The following is a 21782-nucleotide window of genomic DNA, read 5'->3' on the forward strand; positions in this document are numbered from 1 at the left end:
GGTGATGCAGACTGCTTGTGGACTGAAACAAGAACGGGGGGTAATCAAGTCCACGTTGCGAACGGCTACCTGACCGTCAACCTCGGCAGCGTCACCTCATTCGGCAGCATCAACTGGAACCAGCAGCTATGGCTCACTATGAATATTGGCGGCACAGGCGGTGCGCCTAGCTGGGATGGGGAGATGAACCCGCGCCTGCTGCTGACCGCAACGCCGTATGCGTTCCAGGCCGGGCAGCTTGGCGTTACCAGCGGCAGCAATATAGCAACGCTCAGCTTCACGGCACCAACGGCCACAGACTCTATTGTCCTGCCGGACGCTTCGGGTACGGTGTGCTTGCAGAATGCGACCGCCTGCGGCTTTGCCCCGGCCAGCGGCGGTAGTGGCTACGTCCAGCTTCAGGGCAGTACACCAGGCAGCGCCCAGACAGGAAACTTTAATATCAGCGGGACTGGCATAGCAGGCACGCTCCAAGCCAGCACCGTTGATACTGCCAGCAGCGGCGCGCTGAACATCGGCAACACCAACGCGACCAGCATCAGTCTGGGCAACACCGGCAGCAACATTCTCACGACGATCAATGGCACGGCCCTGGTAAAGCCAACCAGCGGCCACGATAGCGCTACTGCGTTCCAGGTGCAGAACGCAGCCGGAGCCGGGTTATTCACGGTAGACAGCAGCAACACCGCTCTTGTGCTGGGCAACGACGGCACCCCAAGCGCCTTGACCGTGCGCGGCGGCGCGGCCAGCGGAACCGACGCAGCGGGCGCTAACCTGACCTTCGATGCCAGCAATGGCACCGGTTCTGGTGGCTCAGGAGATATTATCTTCAGAACGGCCAGCGGTACCGGGCCAAATGTGACGTTTGACGCTCAGTCGTCAACGAATGCGAACAGCTCATCACTCTCATGGACGGACACTATCGGTGCCCATCCCAACATGCTCCTGGTCGTGTATGTGGGTATCAAATGGAACTTTGGTGGTCCGCACGTCAACTCGGCCACCTATGACGGAACCAACCTGACGAAGCTTACTGCACAGTCTTGCAACGAAGGGACCAACAACGACTGTAACGCCGAAATGTGGTACCTGCCGTTAGGCACCACCACCGCCGGATCGCACACGGTGGTAGTCAATCTGTCCGGTAGTTCGCAAACGACCGTTGCTGCTGTAACCTACTACAATGTAAACCAGACGACGCCGCTTGGGACTGCGGTAACGGCGTACAACAGTAACTTTGCATCCACGAGCATATCCCTCAGCGTCTCTACCTCCAGTACCAGGCAGTTGGTCATTGACGGTGTGACGCATACCTCTTGTATTCCTTCTTCGCCTGGCTCTGGTCAAACAACAGACTGGTCGAACGGCAGCGGCGAACCGTCTGCCGGGTCGGAGGCAGAAGGTACGACGCTACCTGTAACGATGAGTTGGGGGCCTATGGGGTGCGGTGCGCCGTCGGCTCAGATTGGTGTAGCGATAAACCCGGCCACTGCTGGTGGCTCGTCATCTGATCTACTTGAAGACAAGCTGCACATAGCAAGCGATGGCAATATTGGCATCAACAACAGTACCCCACAATATACGCTTGACGTGAACGGTTACGGTCACTTCAGTACCGCCGTCCAGACACCACTACTCCAATCCGCTGCCAGCACCGCCCTGACCATCACCGGCAATGCCGCCAGCACCTGGAGTACAACGGCTGGTGATTTGACCATCCAGGGTGGCAGCGGCAACGTCTCACTCGGTACGTCAACAGTCCTGACGGCCAGCGGTTCCCTTGCGATTCAGCCTGGTACCGCTGGCAGCACATTGACTGTCGGCGTCAACAATATGACCGGCAACCTGACGTTCGGTAACTCCACCGCAGGCCAGACCATCAATATCGGGCACGCGACCGTAGCCAATGGCAAAACGCAGAATATCAACATCGGCGATGCGGCAACTGGGACCGGCAAAGACCAAATCACCATCGGTAATACCAATGGGGCGTCGTCGCTCACCCTGCAAGCCGGGACCGGCAACTTCAGCCTGACGGGCGCAGCGGGTACGACCTATACCATTGGCGCAGCGGGCACCACCGGCCAGACGACCCTCGGCCAATCCACCGCTAGCAACACCATCAGCATTGGGGCCGCGAATACGGCGACCGGGAATACCCAGACAATCGCCATCGGCAGCGGGACCGGCGCCGGCACCGGCAAGGCGGTTGTCACGCTCGGCAGCCTGGCGAATGCCAGCGCGACCACCATCCAAGCTGGGACCGGCAATATTGCGCTGGATGTCAACCAGGCAGGCGCGGGTGTGATCGTGCAGACCCTCACCAACAACTCGACGAGTGCCTTCAAGGTGCAGGATGCGAGCAGCGACACCATCCTGACGGTGGATAGCGCGGATCGCCAGGTGATTGTCACCAACGCCAACGATACGGCCGCTGCCGGGTCTGAACTCTTCACGGCAGCATATAGCTTTAGCTCGGCTGGCGGCTGGACGGGCATTGCTGGTACCGGGTCCAGTGCGACAGCCACCCACACGAACGGCGGCGGCGCTGGGCAGCTATCTGCCAGCCCGGCCATGACGATCACGGCAGGCGCCGTATATAAAGTCACCTACACCGTCAGCGGCATGACGGGCGGCTCAGTGACAGCTAGCATCGGCGGCGTCTCAGGCAGCGCCGTCTCAAGCAATACCACTGAAACCGACTACATCACCACGACCGGCACCGGCAACCTGATTTTCACGCCGACCAACAGCTTCGATGGGACGGTCAGCAGCGTTTCAGTGAAGCAGATGAGCAACCAGACGGCACCGCTTGTCTTGAACGACTCAACCGGCACGGTAGCCGCAGAGTTTCGGGTCGGGACGACCGCCAATGGCAGCCTGGGCATCGGCTACCAAAGCCTGCAAGCGAATGTTGGCACTAAAAATACCGCGTTCGGCCTGCAAGCGCTGTCGGCAAATACGTCGGGTATCAGCAACACCGGGATCGGTGCGCTGGCGCTGCTGGATAATACGACCGGCAACCTCAACACGGCGATAGGTCTCCAGGGGCTAAAGGTGAACACCAACGGCAATAATAACACCTCGCTGGGGGCCTTCGCGCTAGATGCCAATACCACTGGGGGGGGCAATACGGCCATCGGGTACGAGGCGCTCGACGACATCACTACAGGGTTAGGCGTCACCGGCCTCGGCGGCCTGGCTGGCACCAACGGCAGTCAAACGGACTTCCAAACGCTCAGCACCATCTCCTCTGCAACGTTGCTCGGCAGGTATGCGCAGGCGACCTGTTCTAGCTGCGTCATCCTGGGCGGGCAGGGGGCCGATCAAGCCAGTGTCGGCATCGGCACGCCGAACCCAACGAACTTCTTCAGCGTCGAGCCAACGCAGTACAATACCGGCACCGTCTCGACCACCGCCAGTTCCGGCAGTGTTACGGGCAGCGGCACCACGTTCACCGCAGCCCTGGTCGGCAGTGAAATCTTTATCGCCAGCAACTCTACGACAACCGCGACCTACAAAGGCACAGTCTCCAGTTTTACCGATGCGACCCATATCACCGTGTCGCCCAACGTCAGTTACACCATCTCCGGCGCGCACTACTATATACTGTATGGTGGGCTGCAAGTGACCAGCAGCGGGACAGTATATACCCAAGGAACTTCAACCACCCAGTTCCAAGTCCAAACTGCTGCTGGCACCAGCCTCCTCACCGTTGACACGTCAGGCTTGGTGGTGACGGTCGCGGGCAGCGGCAGCAGCTTTGCCACACTGACGCTGAGCAATGCGCACTTCAAGTCAACGCAAACGACGGCGCCGACCATCGGTACGCCAAGCAACTGCGGGACCAGCCCGTCTTCATCAATGGCCGCCGGATCAACGGATAGCGCTGGCTCGTTTACTATCACCAATGGCAACCCGACAGGTACCACTTGTGACACCGTGATAACGTTTAACAAGGCGTATGGGGCAGCGCCGAAATCAATCGTCGTATCGCCACAAAGTTCTGCGAGCGCCGCCGCCCGGCAAATCTATGTCTCGGCGAGCGCTGCGGGCAGCTTCACGGTCAAGTACGGTAACGCCGTGAGCACGCCTAGCGAAGCGGATAGCTTTTACTACTGGGTGGTCGAATAACAGCGTAAGCACCGTGCTGCGCGCGTAGCTGCGGGGATGTATCTCGATTACGCCGCGTGCGCCTAAACGTTGCGCTGGCTCTCTGGAGAACCCATCATCCCCGATGGAGTCACCGGGTTGTTGAACGACTCCTGCCGACGCTCAAGGCTAACGACTCTATCAAACAGTTCTAACGCTTGCATGTGCAGGTCTGCTTCGTATGCCATAACTTGATCTTTGTAATCTGTGAACATGGGGTTGATGCCATGCGCCTCAGCTGCCGCCCGAAGCTCATGCGGGTTGTCAAGAACGTTACCTATCGCCCGTAAGTCGCGGTCTGTCGCTTCAATCTGGTGAGCAGTCCATCGGCCTACCCATTTATTGTTGTCGCCTTTTCCTTGCTTTACCGCCTGCCTGGCTTTTTGGGCCAGCCACAATTCGCTTTGCAGCGCGGTGGTATCGAGGTCTGCTGGTGAGGGCTGCGATTCCCAGGGCTTCAAGGAGCGCTCGTCAAAGCCGTCCGAGAGGCCATCGCGGCGACGTTGCCAGTAGGTGTTTGCTGTGTCGAGGCGCAACCTAGCGCTCCATATGGCTCCGTCAAGTTCGTTGGCTAGCGCGGCTGTCCAGGGGGCCATGGCATTTTTCTCTATGGTTCGGTCTGCCCGATTGGTAGTAGCACGGCGGGCTAGATCACCAAGCCATTTGATCGCCCGCTCGTGCGTCTTTGGGGGCTTAGGTCGCTCTGCAAACGGGGGAGAGTAGGTATTATGCGTGTGATTCATAAACCCGATGATAGCATATCACCGCCTGCTTGTCAATACCTAGCACCCGCGCTAGTTCTCAGGTGCCAAACAGGCGGACCCGAAACATTAACGGACGCAGCAGCGCTGCCGGGAGCTTCACCGTCACGTATGGCAACCAAGTGAGTACGGCGAGTGAAGCTGACAGCTTCTATTATTGGGTAATTAGCGCGGTGTTTGGACAAGCAGATGGGCTAAGTGCTTATTTTACCTTTTCGGTGCGTTGCCCAAAAATAGCCTAATTGAGTAGCAGCGCCAGCCGTACTCTCATGCGCTTCAGGTACTCGTTGCCCGCCTATTGCGCGGCGCGCTGTCTTCGATCTTCGCCCTTTTCAACCTGTCTCTTTACTCTGAGAGCTTGTACTACAAACTCATCAGGTTTGAAATGCCCATCAACCATCTCATGCGCATCTGTCAGGACGCTGCCAGCATCGTAATCATAAGGATGCCATCCTGGTTGCAGAGGGGATTGAGCGATGGTTACATGCGCGACGCCCGTTGGGTCCGTATCTGGGCGGCTGGCCGCAAGGGCTGCCTGACCGATATAAACCGGCACGCTGAGTTCGCGCCCTTCATTGAAGAAATTAAATACTTCTCGCACTGGGTACCGTTGATCTTCAACGCTTGCCCATACCGGTAGCGCAGTGTGTTGTGGGCCTTCCATGACTTCTCCCGAAGCTTACTAGACGGGGCACATCATACAACACCGCCGGCCTGCTGTCAAGCTTCAGAGAACGGTGATCGCACTGTGGCCTTGCTTGGCGGCCCGCTCGGTAAGCAACTGCTCATATTCAGTTAGGCGTTTACGGAGATGTTTATTCGGCTGCTCATACCTGTCAAGAATCTCCTCGGCTAGAGATTTGTATTTCCTAAATATCTCCTCGGCTCCTTTCCATCCCGCAGCCGTTATCATGTTAGGGGCGTTTGTCTCGCGGTCGTGTTCGACTGCGCCATAGTCGGCATCGTTCACAATCTGCCCGCATGCTGCCATAGCGTAGCCTAGCTTCCGCATGGTCGCTACTTCCTCTGGGGCCTGAGCAGCCAGCGCTGCCGTCGCCATTATATGTGCGCCGAAACTGGATGCTTTTAGAGCGTGTGCCTGCAAGGTTATGTTGATAGCATCAGGCAGGGCTACGTCTTCTGCTCCCAGATGAATACTCTCGCCTATGAGGGTCTGCGTATCAACTAGGCAAAGCTCCCCTAATAGCTGTAGTTTTATTGGTTGGTCTAACGCCAGGTTAAGAATCGTGCGATTGACGTAGGCAGACAACACATGAGCAAACAGGATTGCGGTTTCCTCGCCGTATTTTTTCCAGATCGAGAGGGCATTTCTCCGCGTGGGGTCGTTATCGAAGGCGGGCAGATCATCCAGGGTTTCATATGCGGCGAATTTAGCATAGTAGGCTACTGCGAGTTCCGTAACAACGGTAAGGTGCGCGGGGGTTTCTGGCCGCTTGAGGCATTGCCGATATGCCTGAAGGGTAAGCCAGGCTTCTATCCCCCTGCCTCGTGTGTCTACTACGGACTGAGCTACTTCGTTTAGGTGGCTCTTTTGCGCCGGGTCTAGTACCCCACCCCCGAAACAGGCAACTTCGTCAATAAAAGCCCTGAAGCTCCCCAGAAAGTGTCTACTGGTATAGCGCTTGTATTCCTTGCTCTGCCGAAAGGACTCCGGTAGTAAACCCCTACCGGGCAGGGTAAAGCCTGGGCCATTGCTCATTGTCTGAGTATAGCAATTATTGCGGGAACTCTTTGTGCGCAGAATTTTGAATGTAGCTCGATGTTTTGATGCCCCGCTGTAAGAACCGGCAACTGCTCTAGTACACTGGTGTATCAAACAAGCGGGTCCGAAACGCAAAGAGCCGGAGCAGCGCAGTTAGGAGCATCAGGCTTGCGGCCAGCAGCGCGGTGTCAATCGCTGCCATACTGGCAGTTCCAGGCGCGGGGTGGCTGGCAACGCTTCGTGCGTCGGCCAGGCTGAATGGCAGCAGGGAGCGCAGGACATACAAGACCAGCGCACAGATACTTGCTGCGTCCAAGAGCCGTATCACGAGGCGCACCAGCGCGTCAAGCAGCATATGCCGCGCGTCGGCATGGACGTAGTGTAGCCGGTGTTCAAGGTCTACAGCACCCGTAAACACCTTGAGCAGTTCCACTGCAAAGAGGTAGACCGCGCAGCCGACCACCGCCCAAAAGATGAACAGTGGCATGCTGTTGAGAAAGACGCTATGCGCTGCCCACCTGCTGAGCGCCAGGTACCCAAGGGGAGTGTTTATCTTCACCTGGCTGATGCCGGTAAGCCCCTGATATAAGGCTGACCCCCGACTGTCTAGAACGATGGCCCCGCCTGTCCACAACACCGGCACGACGGCGCTTACCAGCCCGCTCAGCCACGACGGCCCCAGGAATAGCAGCATGCGGTGAGCGTTGTGTTCCGTGCTAGGTACCATAGGAGCAGGCTCGATTCAAACGCTGCTTATGTTGCATACCTAAAAGTATAGTTATAGTATGAATAAGTATAGCAATAATATATTTATGCAAGGATGTTATGGCAAAACGACTACGACGGTCACGTGCAACGTCTTCCTCTAAAAGATCACGTTTTCAAATCCTGCCGAAACGGCTTTCTTCTCAACTCGGTTACGGTCCGTTCCGTATCCTGGGCGGCCTGGTGGTTGCCCTGCTTGTTGGATTTATTGGCTACCGTGTCCTCTTCAACGCCTTTGCCCTGGTATCGCCGCCGCCCGTTACCGGGTATACCGTCTCAGGAAAACAGATTCTCTTGAACGGGAAAACCGCGTTTACACCCTACGGGATGCAGCTTGGCGGCATCACTATGGCCGTGACGAACTGGAGTACGAATAAAAGCTCGTACATCACCTCTGATATGGTTGCCGCTGCAAAGAATACCTGGCACTCCAATACGGTCTCGTTGCAACTCGCCTCGGTGAACGTCTTTGACCAAGCTCCTTATGACAGCGCGTATATGGCCCGCGTAGACCAAATCGTTACTTGGGCGACGCAGCAAAATATGAACATCATCCTGGTCTTGCAGTACGAGGCGACGAGCCAGCAGCGAGCGCCTACGGCTGATAGTGTCAAGTTTTGGGATTTCATCTCCAAGCGCTATGCCAACCGTCCGCAAGTGATGTTCGATCTGTTCAATGAGCCGACAGCCTCTTTGCTGTTCAGCGACACGGACTCCGATCAGGTCTGGAACTTCTGGCAGAATGGCGGCACAGTCAAGGGGACAACCTATGTTGGCATGCAGCAGTTGGTGGATACGATCAGGAGCAACGCCCCGTCAAACCTCATCTTTGCCGACGGCCTGGCGGCTGGCGAAGATATTGCTCTCTTGCCGAAGCACCTGCTAAAAGGGAGCAACATTGTCTACGCCATTCACCCCTACATCAGTAGCGCCCAGCATGGGACAGTTGCGCAGTGGGATAACTGGTTCGGCAAGGCCGCCGCATCAGGAAATTTCCCGGTCGTGGCTGATGAATGGAGTGAGTATCAAACCGCCACCGACGCGGAATGCTACCCAGGCGCAGCGGCTACCGTCCCGACCTTCCTGACCTATCTCCAGCAAAAGCATATCGGCCTTATCGGCTACGCCCTCTACCCAGGCACCTTAATTCGCGGCTGGAACTTTACGGACCCCACCGGCTTTGACCAACCTCCCTACACCTGCCCAAGTGTCGCGTTCCCCAATATGGACGCCAACGCCCAAGGGGCCGGGCAACTCCTGGTAAATTACTTCAACACCTACTCGAAACCTCTCTAAAATTATCGGCTATTCACCGCGCGCTTGTGGTTTTGCTATAGTAGGGAAGACATGAGAGGGTACGGCAGGGCGCAGGCGTCAGATAGCATCGTGACCAGCGATGCAGTACAGGGGCGCCACTGGAGTACAAGGTACTGGCGCCGCGCCGGGCTGGCCGTTGGCGTGCTGATCGTCCTTATTGCTGGGGGAGTCGTCACCCTGCGGGTTATACGCCCGCCGCAGCCGAGCGCGCCGCATCATCAAGCGCGCGCCGCGCAAGACCCGAACAGCGCCCTTATACACCCTGAGCAGGGGGTGAAAGACGCCCAGGCGGAACTGAGGAAGGCCACCACGCAACACGACAAAGCCATCGCCTACGCCGATCTTGGGGTAGCGTACCTCAATAATCAGCAGCCGGACCAAGCGATAGCAGCGTACCAGGACGCCATTGCTACTGATAGTGCATCAAAGGTTGCCGTGCTGGCGCAACTCAGCAGCGCCTACTATGCCAATGGACAGACATCCCAGGCGATCAGCACGATGCAACAACTGGTGCAACTGCTGCAACAATCGCCGGACCCGAACATGCAGAGCCAAGCACAGCAGTACCAGAAGGCCATTGCCGTGCTGGAGGCAGGCGGGGGCCTATGAGCGGCAGTAAGGTACTGTTCGGCGCGGTTCTCGGCCTGCTCGCAGGCGGCGTCTGGCTGGCGCTGGCCGGGCAACACGTCGCGGCGGCGGCGTTTCCCTGCAATGCGCCGGCGGAGTTCGGCGTTGCGCCGTGTCACGGCTACTTTTATGGCGGCAACGGCACAACGACGAACGTTAATCTGCTTGATAATGTCCTGCCGCCTCCGGCGCTCAACAAGGTGACGAATGCTGCCAATTTTGCCAGCATCATCAAGGGGGATTTGTACTCAGGTGATTTCCAGACCCGAATTGGCGCTGCTTTCATCATTGATACCATGCTTGACCAGACTGGCTGGGGTGGGCGTGGCGGCGGCAACGCGGGGTTGGCCTATGCCCGGAGTAACTTCGCCACCTGGGTGCAGCTTGTCAACCACTACGCCAGCGCGCCAGGCGGGGCATCGTATGGGGTCAATTGGAAATGGACGCCATCGTATGACGAGTTTTGCGGCCTGAACGGCTACCCCCCGACGGTAAACAGCGCCTACTTTACCAATATCGGTGATGATGCGTTCCATACGACGATTTGCCCGTATGGCTTTACCTTCGGCACGCCGGTGATCGTATTCCATTGGGCAGGTGGCAGTTTCGACATCGGGCGCGGCTGCGGCAATGTCGAATTATCCCTCAAGAAAATTCCTACGGACAATCCCCCGACTGGCAGTATCAGCGTCACCTGTAATGCAACGCAGCAGCAGGTGGCAACGGTGACGCTGAGTGACCCGGATGCTCCGACCACTGGTTTCGTGACGGTCTTGGGCAACGGCTGGCCGGGCGCAGCAGTGAGTTCACCCGGCCCGGCACAAGTGACCATCCCGCAATCCGCAACGGACCCCTATGCTGCCCGGACGGTGCAGCTACGTGTCAAGGACACAGGGCCAGTCGGCACCGGGGCGTACTCGGTGTTCACCGCTCAGACGAGCGTGCCCTGCGTGGCACTTAGCTGCGGCAACCTGGCAGTGACGCCAAGCCAGGTTGACCCGTATATGAGCTTCGCTGTGATAGTGAGTGTGACAAATAATGTCGGTGCGGCCCCGCCAGGCGCCACCATCACCCTCACGATCACCCCGCCAGCCGGTGCGGCCTACCGTTTTACTGGTACGCAGTCCGCCGTCGGCGCCGCTGGCGTATCGAGCGCGACGTTTAGCGGCCTTGGTCCCACGAACAGCGCAGGCGTCTTCGGGGCGAGTTGGACATTGCTCGCGGGCGCGGCCAGTAAGACCTGCCAGGGTTCGTTTACAGTTGCCTATTTGCCGTACCTCAGTGTCTACGGCGGTGATGTGGCTGTGGGCGCCAGCCCGACCTATAGCGGCACTGCGAGTAGCTGCGCGACCAACCCGAACGCGGGCATCTTCAGTTGGAACAATCACAGCACTGATTTTTCCGGCGCCGGAGCGCAATACGCCGTCGAAGCCTTAGCGCAGATTGAAGACTTCGCCTCTGCGCAAGGTTCGTCAAATACGCCGCCTACCGGCTTGTCCTTCGCCAACGACTACACACCGCCCGATGGGACGAAACTCAATCCGGCGCAAGGACTGTTCGGCGGCTATTTCGGCGCCAGCGATGAGGACTGCGACTTCACGAGCGATCTGACAGTCACGCCGCAGACGGTTGATACGACCATTGGCGCCACGACCGTTGCCGCCGGTACTCAGGATATTCGCTTCATCAAAGATGCCGATGTTTTTATCAGCGGCGACATTGCCTATGCCAGCACTAACGGATGGACAAGCGTCAGCGCTATCCCGTATTTTAAGCTGGTGGTCGTCGGCGGCAATATCTATATCGGGAGCAGCGTCACACAGTTGGATGGGCTGTATATCGCTGAGCCGGATAGCACTGGCGGCGGGGTCATCTACACGTGCGCCACCGGTCTACGCGCGCCCGCTGACCCGACCTCGGCAGGCTACTACAGCGCTTGTAACACAAAGCTGGTGGTGAATGGGGCGTTTGTGGCTGAGCAGGTACAGTTTATGCGCACTACTGGGTCGCTAGGCCAGGCGACAAGCACCGACTCAGTAGACTCCAACCACGCCGCCGAAGTCTTCAACTACACGCCGGAATTGTGGCTGCCGCGCAACAGCGGGCCACCGAGCGACAGATACGATGCGATCACCGCCTTGCCGCCGGTACTGTAGAGGGAGAGCAGCTATTCACTTGTCGCATACTTGCCCGCGCCAAAGCTCCCCTGGTTATACATGGCAGTGATTGTACCTCAATTGCAAAAGCTGTAGCAGACACGTTGACACGTCAGAACCGGCCCGCTTTCGCCAGGCGGGCAATGAATCTGGTGATCTTTGCTGCATGTGTCGGCTGTAAAGCCCGGAACGGGGCAATCATTCGTAGGGTGAGTTCGTTGCCAATGCCTAAAGACGAGGAAACCACCGATGCTGAGAAGACTTACGATGACAACTACACCCAGCAAAACCACTACAATACTGAACCCTGCTTGCCCCTGGTGTACTGGTTGATCTGACTTCATACCTACTTCATTGTAGCAGGTTGGCTTGAATGCGACTCTGCGAACTGCTGAGCTTGAACGCATTGCCTAATTTCCTACAGGGACAAAAGATGTTGGAGTTACCTGCTGCCATCACCAGCATCCCAATCAAGAGGCGTAGGCACTACGCCTTGCAACACGAGGGCGGCTGCATAGTGCCGCATCAGTGTAGCGTCTTCCAGAGCAGCATCCCTATCAAAATCGTTGGTTTCGGCCTGCGCCATCTGTTCCTGCAAGCTGGCATCATGCAAGAGCCAGGCCAGCCAATCGCCGGGGCTTGCAAGGGTAAAGGGCAGGTGACGGGACTCTAGGTGGTAGGCCGCCCCCGCGTAAATATTGGTTTGCTCGTTCGCTTCATGGAGAATAGCGGCGATAGCTTCAGGCGGCTGAGTCATACCCGTAAGTATAGCATTCCAACTTTTTGCTCCAACCATAGGCAAACCCCTACTTGCCGTCTATGAGCGGCCCCTATATGTCAGCTTAAACCGCTAGGCTCTGAAGACCATCGGAGTATAATACAATTGGCAACCGAGCAGTATTATATAACACCGGCTGGCCGGGCGGCAGAGGGGCAGCATCAGCCCCAAAATCCGTGCCAAAAGCTACGTCCCAAAACTTGTAGACATTGGTGAGTTTTAGTACAGTGAGGCGGGGGTATCAGGCCACCGTTATGGGCATTTGAGGGTGGCCGACCCCCCGCGATGACGCGAGACGGGCAGCAGCAAATACGAGACGGCTCGTGTGCCCTAAAGGCAAACCATGAGGGCGACACCCCCGCAGCGCTATACCTCTGAACTCGCCATCATCGTAGAAAATTGGGAACACACGCCGCCGAAAGACCGACACACGATCACGGTTACACGAGGCGGCAAGCCAGTGCCGGAAACAGACATTGACTCGGAGAAAATCACCTACCTCATTGAAGACGCCGGATACTGGCGCAAGGCTAACGCTATTCACCGCTGGTTTGTCGTGAACGTGCAACGCGATAACGACGACTGCAAGCAATACTGCGTTAGCGAGGAGCAGATACAGGCGCTACTAGACATCGTAAACAAAGTGCTGGGCGCTTCTGAGCTTGTCGAAGGTGAGATTGTAAACGGCCACAGCTTCAAAGATGGGAATGGGACACCTATCAGGCAGCCCGGAAAGCTCATAAAAGGCCCGACGGTAGCAAAGGAACTCTTGCCAACATCGGACGGTTTCTTTTTCGGAAGCACCAACTACGATCAGTTCTACATTGAAGATTTGCAGCTTACCAAGGAAATCCTAGAGAAAGCGCTGCAAAAACCGGGCGACTACTACAGTTCAAGCTGGTAGAAGTTAGCGCGACGGGGGGCGCGAACCCCCCGCTAAATCATCAACGTAAAACAATTTAGTTTAATGCGCTAAGGCCGGTATACGATCACCCAACCAAGCAGAATAATAATATGGCGGCCCCTGTATGTCAAGCGAGGCAATCACCGACACCGGCTGGCAACGCAGGACGGTCACCAATTTTGAGCAGGAGATACGACAATGGCTCTTATATCTGTACCCCATATCGGTGAAGACTATGGAACGGTCCAGGTACTCTACAGCGACGGCGAAATTGCAGAGTTTGAGGTACTGCGCGCCCTGGCGGTTGTACTGCAAAACATTCACGGCGATAGAGATTTAGAAAAGGAGACAGCCTAATGGCGCTCCATGTATGTCCTGTGTGTGGCAAGATTTTTCAAGCGCTCGGCTGGCCGCGCCATCGGATGATGCACATCGAGAAAGGAGAATGGTAACAATGCCCTATGAAATCACAAGCACCGACTAGCACCTAGAAGGGGTGTCGGTTGAGGTACGGAGGCAGACCGCAGCCTACGCCCTGCTGCGCGCCGTGAAGCAAGCCCAGATCGTTGACGAGGCACCACGCGAATACCAAGAGTGCCGTATACCAGGGCTGGCCTGGCACCCTGGCGACAACATAGTACAGATTGGCCCGCGCAGCGAGCTTGACGGGCTGTTTGAATCGCCACAGGAAGACGACTACGACCCCGCCGCCCCAGACCCTAGCGAGCTTGAGTAGCGCCTCTATTCGCCTGCCTTATTTCCCGCTTGATAGCCGAAACGACCACCGCGCCCGCCCGCCATGCCCAGCCCGCTGAGCAGCCCCGCCACCTCTGTCACCCATCATTATGCTAACCGCTTAGCACACAGGCCCGCTGCCGACTGCTTAACAGCCGCGGCGGCGCGGCTAAGCGGCTGGCAGGCGCTTGACCCTGCTAAGCGGTTGGCATATATTGGTGGATAGCAACCAAGCGAAGGAGAGCAGGATATGCAACCAGGACCAGGCCCGAAAGACCCCAATGCCCAGGTACTCGGCAGCAAGGGCGGTTTGAGTCGCGCGGCGAACCAGACACCAGAGCAGCGCAGCGAACTTGCCCGGCGTGCCGCCTTTGCGAAACATCACCCGATGCAGTTCCAGCAGCGGAAAGAAAGGGCCGAGCAGATCGCGCGGATGGTGCAGGAGGCACTGAACGGCAAGCAGATGCCACTGCTCTGACGCGGGCCATCACGAACTCTCCTGCCGCCGGCCTGAGAAGGCGCGGCAGACTACAGCGGCTGCGCCTATTACCTGCCCAGGAGCGCAGCGCCAGCGCAAACACGCGGCATGGTCGCGCTGGCACCCCCGCGAGGCCCAGGCGGCAAAAGAACGCGATCAGGCGATCACCTCCCTGATACGGGAAACCCTGAAAGACAGCAAGCAACTGCCGCTCCTCTAAAACCAGCCTGTAGCCCACCGAAACGTGCTACAATGAGGCCAGATGCGCCACCGCCAGCCAGCCATATCTATGGGTACGTGCCAGCACCTCAAACGAGTAGGCGACAACTACGGAGTGAGCTGTCAAGAGTGCGGCGCGGCGCTTGAGGGGTACGGTCATGGTGGCTTCTTTGGCCGCAACCTCAGAGGCAACGAGCAATGCCTCCATGTGTGGGTCAAGCTCAGTGCCCAGCAGGAAGCATGCACCTACTGTCACGTCACGCGAGAAAAGAGCGAAAACGCTCCATTGATGTAATAGGGGTATCTAACTCGGCCAGTGTGGGCGACGCATCGCCCGTGCGACACTGCCACTGTGACCAGGCTGGCTTATATGCTCTGCTAATTCGTGGCTCAGATCAGTCACCGCCGCCTTGATAGTTTGCACGTCCCGCTTTAGTTCGTTGAACTCATCCCGCGTCGGCAGGTTATCAACTTTTGTCCGAATATCACCCACCGCTTCCAGTACCGCCTTATTCTGGCTGACTATTTGCTCGAGCAATACTTCCAAGTGGTCTTGTTCCATATAGTCAGTTTAACAGCAAACCGCGCATTACCCTGGGGACGAACAATGTAGCCAAGCAAGCTGCATATACTCGCTGGAATCTATGTGAAACCCAAACAGCGTGAGAACGTGTTCTAAAATTCGCTTTCCTAGTCCGAGAAACCCTGAAAGATATAGTATAGTGTGCCTGAGTAAGGAGGCCGCTGTGTTTCTCAACCCAGTACCTGCTTGGTACCCAGGTGCCACGGCCCCGGACACCGCCAGAGATACTGCCTGACGATCAAACGTCTCAAGGCGAGACCTGCCGCTGCCGCGCGGCAGATTGTTTGATGCGTAGTTTGGAGGGGGAGTATGCGCTCAACCTTACCCTTTATGCCTGCCGACGAGGAACACCTCGACGTGTCAGCCCTCGAAACCTGGCTCTGGGACGCCGCCTGCGCCATTCGCGGCGCGACGGATGCCCCCAAGTTCAAGGATTTTATCCTGCCGCTGGTGTTCTATAAACGCCTCTCGGATGTCTTTGACGATGAGTTCGCGGCACAGGTCGAGGAGTATGGCGACGAAACTGCTGCCCGCGAGGTGCTGGAGGCTGACCATGCCGATGCCTTGAAAACCGGGCGTCGGCCGATTGTGCGCTTCTATGTGCCCAGCCGCTATACCTGGTGGGAGGTGCGCAACCACGCGGCAGATGGCACGCTCGGCGAATTTGTCACCGAGGCCATGCGCGAGGTAGCGCGCTTGAATCCCGATCTCCAGGGTGTGCTGGATGTGAAGGACTACAACGAGCGGCAGAGTGGGCAGCGCACGCTGGATGACGACCGGCTCGCCAATCTGATTGAGGTGATTACCCGGCACCGGCTGGGCTTGAAGAACACGGAGCCAGACATTCTGGGCCGGGCCTACGAATATCTGCTGCGCAAGTTCGCCGAAGGCCAGGGCCAGAGCGCAGGGGAGTTCTATACCCCCAAAGAGGTCGGCTGGCTGATTGCGGAGGTGATCAACCCGGCTCCCAAAACCACGGTGTATGACCCGGCCTGCGGGTCAGGTGGCCTGCTCATCAAGGTGCGGCTGCTCTATCAGGACCGGCATTCCGACAATCCAGGCCAGGCGCCCCGACTCGCAGGGCAGGAGATCAACCCGACGACCTTCGCCATGGCAAAGATGAACATGTTCCTGCATGACTATACCGATTCCGCCTTTGCTATTGGGGACACGCTGCGGCATCCGGGTTTTGCCGCGAAAGGAACAGGGCTGCGGGTATTTGACTACGTCGTTGCCAATCCCATGTGGAACCAGGACCAGTACGACGAGGCATTTTACGACCAGGATGAGTACCAGCGGTTTGGGGCGGGCACGCCGCCCAGATCCTCGGCTGATTGGGGCTGGGTGCAGCACATGCTGGCCTCGCTCAATGCCCAGGGGCGTGCTGCCGTCGTGCTGGATACCGGGGCCGTTTCACGCGGCTCTGGCAGCAAATCCAGCAACCGCGAGCGCGACATCCGCAGGGCGCTGGTCGAGGGTGATGTGATCGAGGGCGTGATCTTACTGCCGGAAAACCTCTTCTACAACACCTCTGCGCCAGGCATCATCCTGCTGCTCAACCGTGCCAAGCCCACCGAGCGGGCCGGGCAGTTCCTGCTGGTGAACGCTTCGCAGTATTTCAGCAAAGAGAAACCCAAGAATGTGCTGACCGATGCGGGCATCAAGGCCGTGGCCGAGGTGTATATAGCCTGGGAGACGCGGGAGAGACTGAGCCGGGTCGTGACGCTGGAGGAGATACGCGCTGCTGATTATAACCTCAGCCCTTCCCAGTTTGTGGAGGTGAACGACAGGGCGCAGCACCGACCCATCAGCGAAATTCTGGCAGACTTGGCGGCTGCGCGGGCAGAGCGAGAACGGGCTGATGCTGAACTGGCGGTGGTATTGGCAAAGTTGGGGCTGAATTGAGAGGTGTAAACATGGATGAGCAGGATGTGCTGGTGGAAGAAATGTTGTTCGAGCAAGATGCTGGTGAAGGTACACAGGTACAGCCAGTCAACACAAATCTACCTCATAATTGGCAGAGAGTTCGGCTGGGTGATCTTCTGGAAAACGAGAGAATTTCACTCACCAACGGCTTCGCTCAAGGTGGATACAACGAATCAGGACAAGGGGTGCCTCACCTGAGACCTTTTAACGTCACGGAAGATGGTCGCATAGATTTATCTCAGATAAAGTCTGTCGAGCCACCACGAGAGGACAGCTCTTATTGGGTGCATCCAGGCGACGTTATCTTTAATAACACAAACAGCGAGGAGTTGGTGGGTAAAACAGCGTATTTTGCTCACAGCGGAAGATTTGTCCTTTCAAACCATATGACCCTTATCCGCATCCTCGATAGCCAAACCCTTGACGCCCTTTGGTTTGCCAATGAATTTCAATATCTTTGGCGACGAAGGGTGTTTCAAGCCCTTTGCAGACGCCATGTAAATCAGGCGAGCGTGAGTTTAGAGCGGCTGAAGGGGATAACCATTCCTCTCCCTCCGCTCCAGGAGCAGCGAGCCATCGCGCACATCTTGCGCACTGTGCAGGAGGCCATCCAAGCCCGGCGGCGCGAGGCAGATTTGGAACGCGAGTGCAAGGCTGCCCTGATGCAGCACCTCTTCACCTGCGGCACCCGCGGCGAGCCAAGAAAGCAGACCGAGATTGGCGAGATGCCGGAGAGTTGGCAGATCAGTTCGCTGGGAGAAATCTGCTCGTTCCTGCAATATGGCACTTCCGAGCGTTGTGATGCAGATGCTAGCGGTATTCCAGTGCTTCGGATACCTAATGTCATTGATGGTCGGGTCGATTTGAGTGATCTGAAATATGCCAAGCTTCCAGCCAACACTGTTCAGGGCTTAAAGCTGGAAACCGGTGATGTGTTATTTGTGAGAACCAATGGCCGCCGGGAATATACGGGCCGTTGTGCTGTCTTCAACGGCGAACTCAAAGAGGCGTTGTTCGCTTCTTACCTCATTAGGGCACGATTGAAGCCGACGACTGCCCTGCCAGGCTTCGTCCGCTTATATAGCGAAACGCATGAAGGGCGAAGTTTTCTAAGTGGAAAGGCATCCAACGCGGCTGATGGCAAATTCAACATCAACACACAGACTATCAAAGGTGTCATAGTACCTCTTCCCACAATCTCAGAACAGCAAGAAATCGTTGATGCTCTGAATGCCTGCGACACCAAAATCGCCGCGTTGGAGCAAGAGGCTATGCTGATTGGTGAACTTTTCCGTGCGCTTCTAGAAGAACTGATGACTGGGCGGCTCTCTATTGCCTCACTGATAGCGGTGGAGGTGGCCCATGAGTGAGCGATCTGCGGTGCAGGAGCCGATGCTGCGCTATGCCGCCGAGATCGGCTGGCAGCGCGTCCCCCAGACTGAAGCGCTGCGCCTGCGCGGGGGCGAGTCAGGCCTCTTCTTCACCAGCGTGCTGCGCGACCAGCTCCTGGCGCTCAATCCGGGCGTGGTCGATGCCGCGCGCGCCGAGGACATCCTGCGGCGGCTGCGCCTGCTGCATCCGACCATCGAGGGCAACCGCGACGCGCTCTCCTGGCTGCGAGGCGAGCAGTCCGTCTTTGTGCCCAGCGAACGGCGCGAGCGCAACGTCATCCTGATTGACTTTGAACACCCGGAGCGCAACATTTACCAGATCACCGACGAGTGGAGCTATCGGGGGGTGGTCTTTCGCAACCGTGCCGATGTGGTCTTCCTCATCAACGGCATTCCGGTTGCCACGGCGGAGACCAAGAGCGCCACCAGAGCCGACGGCGTGGCCGAAGGGGTGGTGCAGATCCGGCGCTATCACCGCGAGACACCCGAACTCTTTCTGACCAGCCAGGTCTTTGAAGTCACCCAACTGCTCGACTTCTATTACGGGGCCACCTGGAGCGCCAGCCGCAAGAACCTCTTCAACTGGAAAGACGTCGTTCAGCAGGGGTCGTATGAGCAGAAGGTCAAAGCCTTCTTCGATCACGGCACCTTCCTGCGCCTCGTGCGCGACTACATCGTCTTTCTCACCCGCGACGACGTGCTCTCCAAGGTGATTCTGCGCCAGCACCAGATGCGCGCCGTCGAGAAGGTGCTGGCCCGCGTGCAGGAGGGCACCAGACGGCGCGGACTCATCTGGCACACCCAGGGCAGCGGCAAAACCCTGACCATGCTGACCATTGCTGGCAAACTGCTCGCCATGCCAGGCGGGGAGAAGCCCACCATCCTGATGCTAGTGGACCGCAACGAACTGGAGAGCCAGCTTTTTCGCAACGTGATGGCCTATGGCATCAGTACCGTCAAGGTGGTGCAGAGCAAGCGCGAGTTGCAAGACCTGCTGCGCTCGGATTACCGAGGGCTGATCGTGGCGCTGGTGCAGAAGTTTGACGATATGCCGGCGGTCCTGACCCAACGGAGTAATATCATCGTGCTGGTCGATGAGGCTCACCGCACGACTGGCGGCGATCTCGGCAACTTCCTGATGGGCGCGTTGCCGAACGCCACCTACATTGGCTTCACGGGCACTCCCATCGACACGCTTGCCAAAGGGCAGGGCACCTTCAAGGTCTTTGGCAGAGACGACCCGCAGGGGTATCTGGACAAGTATTCCATCGCCGAATCCATTGCCGATGGGACCACCGTGCGCTTGCATTATGCCCTGGCCCCTTCGACGTTGCGTGTGGATCGGGGCACGCTGGAGCGCGAGTTTCTGCACCTGGCGCAGGCTGAGGGCCTCAGCGATCTGGATGAACTCAACTCACTGCTGGACCGGGCCGTCGTGCTGACCGAACTGATGAAAGCGCCGGAGCGCGTCAGTAAAGTCGCTGCCACCGTGGCTGAACACTTCCGCGACCACATTGACCCGCTGGGCTTCAAGGCGCTGCTGGTAGCGGTAGACCGCGAAGCCTGCGCGCTCTACAAGCAGGAACTGGATAAGCATCTGTCGCCTGCCTGGAGCACCGTCGTCTATTCGCCTGCCCACAACGATGAGGCGCTACTTAAGCAGTATTATCTGACCGAGGACCAGGAAAAAGATGTGCGCCGGCGCTTCATTCGGAAGGATACTCTGCCCAAAATCCTGATTGTCACCGATAAGTTACTCACCGGCTTTGACGCGCCGATTCTTTACTGCATGTACCTGGATAAGCCCATGCGCGACCATGTGCTGCTGCAAGCCATTGCGCGGGTGAACCGCCCCTATGAGGAGGACCAAGGGCAGAGCAAACCCTTTGGGCTGGTCTATGACTTTGTAGGCATCTTTGAGCGGCTGGAGGCGGCGCTGGCCTTTGATTCGGACGTGGTCACTGCTGTCATCCAGAATATCGACGCGCTGAAACAACTCTTTGCTACCTGGATGCAGGGGGAGGCGCAGCAGTACCTGCCCTACGCGCGCGGCTGGGATGACAAGGCCAAAGAGCGGGCGCTAGTAGCGTTTGCCGAGCCGATGAAGCGGGAGGCGTTCTTTAAGTTCATGCGCAACTTGCAGAGCCTCTACGAAATCCTGTCTCCAGATGCGTTCTTGCGTCCCTTTCTGGAGGGGTATCTGGCCTTGCAAGAACTCTATCAACTTATTCGTAATGCCCAGCCACATCCGTATGTGGACCCCGAACTGACGGCCAAGACGCGCGCGCTCCTGCGACAGCACAGCCAGACGCCCAACCTGGAGCCACCAGGGATCGTGCGCGAACTTGGCCCGCAGGAACTGGCCGCGCTCAAAGCCAGCAGTCTCAATGATGTGGTCAAGGTGCTGAACTTGCAGAAGATTCTCGCCGCGAAGGTGGCACAGGATGGACCAGCGCAGCCGTTCCTGCTTACCATTGGAGACCGGGCCGAGGCGCTGGCCCAGGCCTATGAGGATCGGCAGCTCACGACCCAGCAGGCGCTGGCCGAACTGGAAAAGATTGCCCAGGACTGTCTTGAGGCCGAAGCGGAGCGCACCCGGCTGGGGCTGGAGGCGAACAGCTTTGCCATCTACACGGCGCTGAAACCGTTCGCAGGAGAGGTGACGGCGGTGCAGGCCACCGAACTCAATGCGCTCTTCCTGCGCTATCCTGATCACCGGTGGAGCGAGGAGGAAGCCAAACGGCTGCGCAGCGACCTCTACAAGCGCCTGCGTCCGCTCGCGGGAGCTACGTTTATTGACGCCACCAATGCTCTTTTGAGGTTACAACGGGTATGATGCCTCACCAAACTCTCGACCCAGTGACGCAGGAACAGCCACAGTGGCAGGACGCGGAGGAACTGCGCTGGGCTGCGCGCCACTGGGCGGTGCGTATCGGCGTGAAGATGCCCCAAGTGCATCTGCGCCCGATGACCACCAAATGGGCTTCTATCTCCACCAACGGGCGGCTGAAGCTGAATACGGATCTGCTGGCGCTGCCCAAGCCGTTAGGCGAGTTTGTCATTGTGCATGAACTGGCGCATCTGCTGGCGCCCAATCATGGGCGCGTCTTCAAGAGTTTTCTGTATGCCTATCTGCCTGATTGGGAGGAGCGCGAGCGGTGTTTGCAAGCAGTCATAGGGCAGCGCAAGCGCGATCACCAGAGTGGGCAACAGGCACGCTCACGACCAGCAGACCGGGGCAGCCAGAGAAAATGCAGCGGCTAGCAC

The 21782-nt window shown here is 57.8% G+C and carries 19 protein-coding genes; 12 read left to right on the plus strand and 7 right to left on the minus strand.

Annotated features, from left to right (window positions below):
- The first annotated feature begins 15 nt into the window (after positions 1-15).
- The gene (locus VH599_07275) at positions 16-4134 is read left to right on the plus strand and encodes a hypothetical protein (GenBank protein HEY7348107.1); all 4119 of its coding nucleotides are present in this window, start codon (positions 16-18) and stop codon (positions 4132-4134) included.
- 62 nt (positions 4135-4196) lie between these two features.
- On the opposite strand, the gene VH599_07280 is transcribed toward VH599_07275, so the two are convergent.
- From VH599_07280 to VH599_07295, 4 genes are all read right to left on the minus strand, one after another.
- Complete coding sequence (locus VH599_07280; GenBank protein ID HEY7348108.1) at positions 4197-4688, minus strand: hypothetical protein; 492 nt, start codon at positions 4686-4688, stop codon at positions 4197-4199.
- A gap of 520 nt (positions 4689-5208) precedes the next feature.
- Positions 5209-5577: a hypothetical protein gene (locus VH599_07285; GenBank protein HEY7348109.1), complete on the minus strand. Its 369-nt coding sequence runs from the start codon at positions 5575-5577 to the stop codon at positions 5209-5211.
- Between the two features lie 63 nt (positions 5578-5640).
- Positions 5641-6633, minus strand: a complete 993-nt coding sequence (locus tag VH599_07290; protein ID HEY7348110.1) for a polyprenyl synthetase family protein — start codon at positions 6631-6633, stop codon at positions 5641-5643.
- Positions 6634-6730: 97 nt separating this feature from the next.
- Complete coding sequence (locus VH599_07295) at positions 6731-7363, minus strand: hypothetical protein (protein HEY7348111.1); 633 nt, start codon at positions 7361-7363, stop codon at positions 6731-6733.
- A gap of 98 nt (positions 7364-7461) precedes the next feature.
- Here VH599_07295 and VH599_07300 point away from each other — a divergent pair, with 98 nt between their 5' ends.
- From VH599_07300 to VH599_07310, 3 genes are read left to right on the plus strand one after another with little or no spacing between them, the layout of a single operon-like run.
- Positions 7462-8697 (plus strand): cellulase family glycosylhydrolase, encoded by a 1236-nt coding sequence (locus VH599_07300; GenBank protein ID HEY7348112.1) that lies wholly within the window; start codon positions 7462-7464, stop codon positions 8695-8697.
- A 51-nt stretch (positions 8698-8748) separates the two neighbouring features.
- Positions 8749-9327 carry a tetratricopeptide repeat protein gene (locus tag VH599_07305; protein ID HEY7348113.1) on the plus strand — a complete coding sequence of 193 codons (579 nt, stop codon included), beginning with the start codon at positions 8749-8751 and terminating at the stop codon, positions 9325-9327.
- Positions 9324-11501: a hypothetical protein gene (locus tag VH599_07310; protein ID HEY7348114.1), complete on the plus strand. Its 2178-nt coding sequence runs from the start codon at positions 9324-9326 to the stop codon at positions 11499-11501. The genes VH599_07305 and VH599_07310 overlap by 4 nt, the downstream gene beginning before the upstream one ends.
- Positions 11502-11943: 442 nt before the next feature.
- Here the strand turns inward: VH599_07310 and VH599_07315 are convergent, their stop codons facing one another.
- The gene (locus tag VH599_07315) at positions 11944-12297 is read right to left on the minus strand and encodes a hypothetical protein (GenBank protein HEY7348115.1); all 354 of its coding nucleotides are present in this window, start codon (positions 12295-12297) and stop codon (positions 11944-11946) included.
- 325 nt (positions 12298-12622) lie between these two features.
- Between VH599_07315 and VH599_07320 the strand changes: the two genes are divergently transcribed.
- The 4 genes from VH599_07320 (at position 12623) to VH599_07335 (ending at position 14396) form a co-directional block, all read left to right on the plus strand.
- Positions 12623-13183 (plus strand): hypothetical protein, encoded by a 561-nt coding sequence (locus VH599_07320; protein ID HEY7348116.1) that lies wholly within the window; start codon positions 12623-12625, stop codon positions 13181-13183.
- Positions 13184-13381: 198 nt separating this feature from the next.
- On the plus strand, positions 13382-13540 hold the full coding sequence (locus VH599_07325) for a hypothetical protein (protein HEY7348117.1): 159 nt from the start codon (positions 13382-13384) through the stop codon (positions 13538-13540).
- Between the two features lie 139 nt (positions 13541-13679).
- Positions 13680-13919, plus strand: coding sequence for a hypothetical protein (locus tag VH599_07330; protein ID HEY7348118.1), 240 nt, complete (start codon positions 13680-13682; stop codon positions 13917-13919).
- A 249-nt stretch (positions 13920-14168) separates the two neighbouring features.
- Complete coding sequence (locus tag VH599_07335) at positions 14169-14396, plus strand: hypothetical protein (protein HEY7348119.1); 228 nt, start codon at positions 14169-14171, stop codon at positions 14394-14396.
- 247 nt (positions 14397-14643) lie between these two features.
- Here the strand turns inward: VH599_07335 and VH599_07340 are convergent, their stop codons facing one another.
- Together VH599_07340 and VH599_07345 are read right to left on the minus strand one after the other, a co-directional pair.
- Positions 14644-14775 carry a hypothetical protein gene (locus VH599_07340; protein HEY7348120.1) on the minus strand — a complete coding sequence of 44 codons (132 nt, stop codon included), beginning with the start codon at positions 14773-14775 and terminating at the stop codon, positions 14644-14646.
- 144 nt (positions 14776-14919) lie between these two features.
- Positions 14920-15177, minus strand: a complete 258-nt coding sequence (locus VH599_07345; protein HEY7348121.1) for a DUF2730 family protein — start codon at positions 15175-15177, stop codon at positions 14920-14922.
- 330 nt (positions 15178-15507) lie between these two features.
- Between VH599_07345 and VH599_07350 the strand changes: the two genes are divergently transcribed.
- The 4 genes from VH599_07350 to VH599_07365 are packed head-to-tail and all read left to right on the plus strand — an operon-like array spanning position 15508 to position 21779.
- Complete coding sequence (locus VH599_07350) at positions 15508-17103, plus strand: N-6 DNA methylase (protein HEY7348122.1); 1596 nt, start codon at positions 15508-15510, stop codon at positions 17101-17103.
- Between the two features lie 11 nt (positions 17104-17114).
- On the plus strand, positions 17115-18494 hold the full coding sequence (locus VH599_07355; GenBank protein HEY7348123.1) for a restriction endonuclease subunit S: 1380 nt from the start codon (positions 17115-17117) through the stop codon (positions 18492-18494).
- The gene (locus tag VH599_07360; protein HEY7348124.1) at positions 18487-21351 is read left to right on the plus strand and encodes a type I restriction endonuclease subunit R; all 2865 of its coding nucleotides are present in this window, start codon (positions 18487-18489) and stop codon (positions 21349-21351) included. The genes VH599_07355 and VH599_07360 overlap by 8 nt, the downstream gene beginning before the upstream one ends.
- Positions 21348-21779, plus strand: a complete 432-nt coding sequence (locus VH599_07365; GenBank protein HEY7348125.1) for a M48 family metallopeptidase — start codon at positions 21348-21350, stop codon at positions 21777-21779. Before VH599_07360 ends, VH599_07365 begins: the two co-directional genes overlap by 4 nt.
- The last annotated feature ends 3 nt before the right edge of the window (positions 21780-21782 follow it).

This window comes from Ktedonobacterales bacterium, assembly GCA_036557285.1.
Lineage (GTDB): Bacteria > Chloroflexota > Ktedonobacteria > Ktedonobacterales > DATBGS01 > DATBHW01.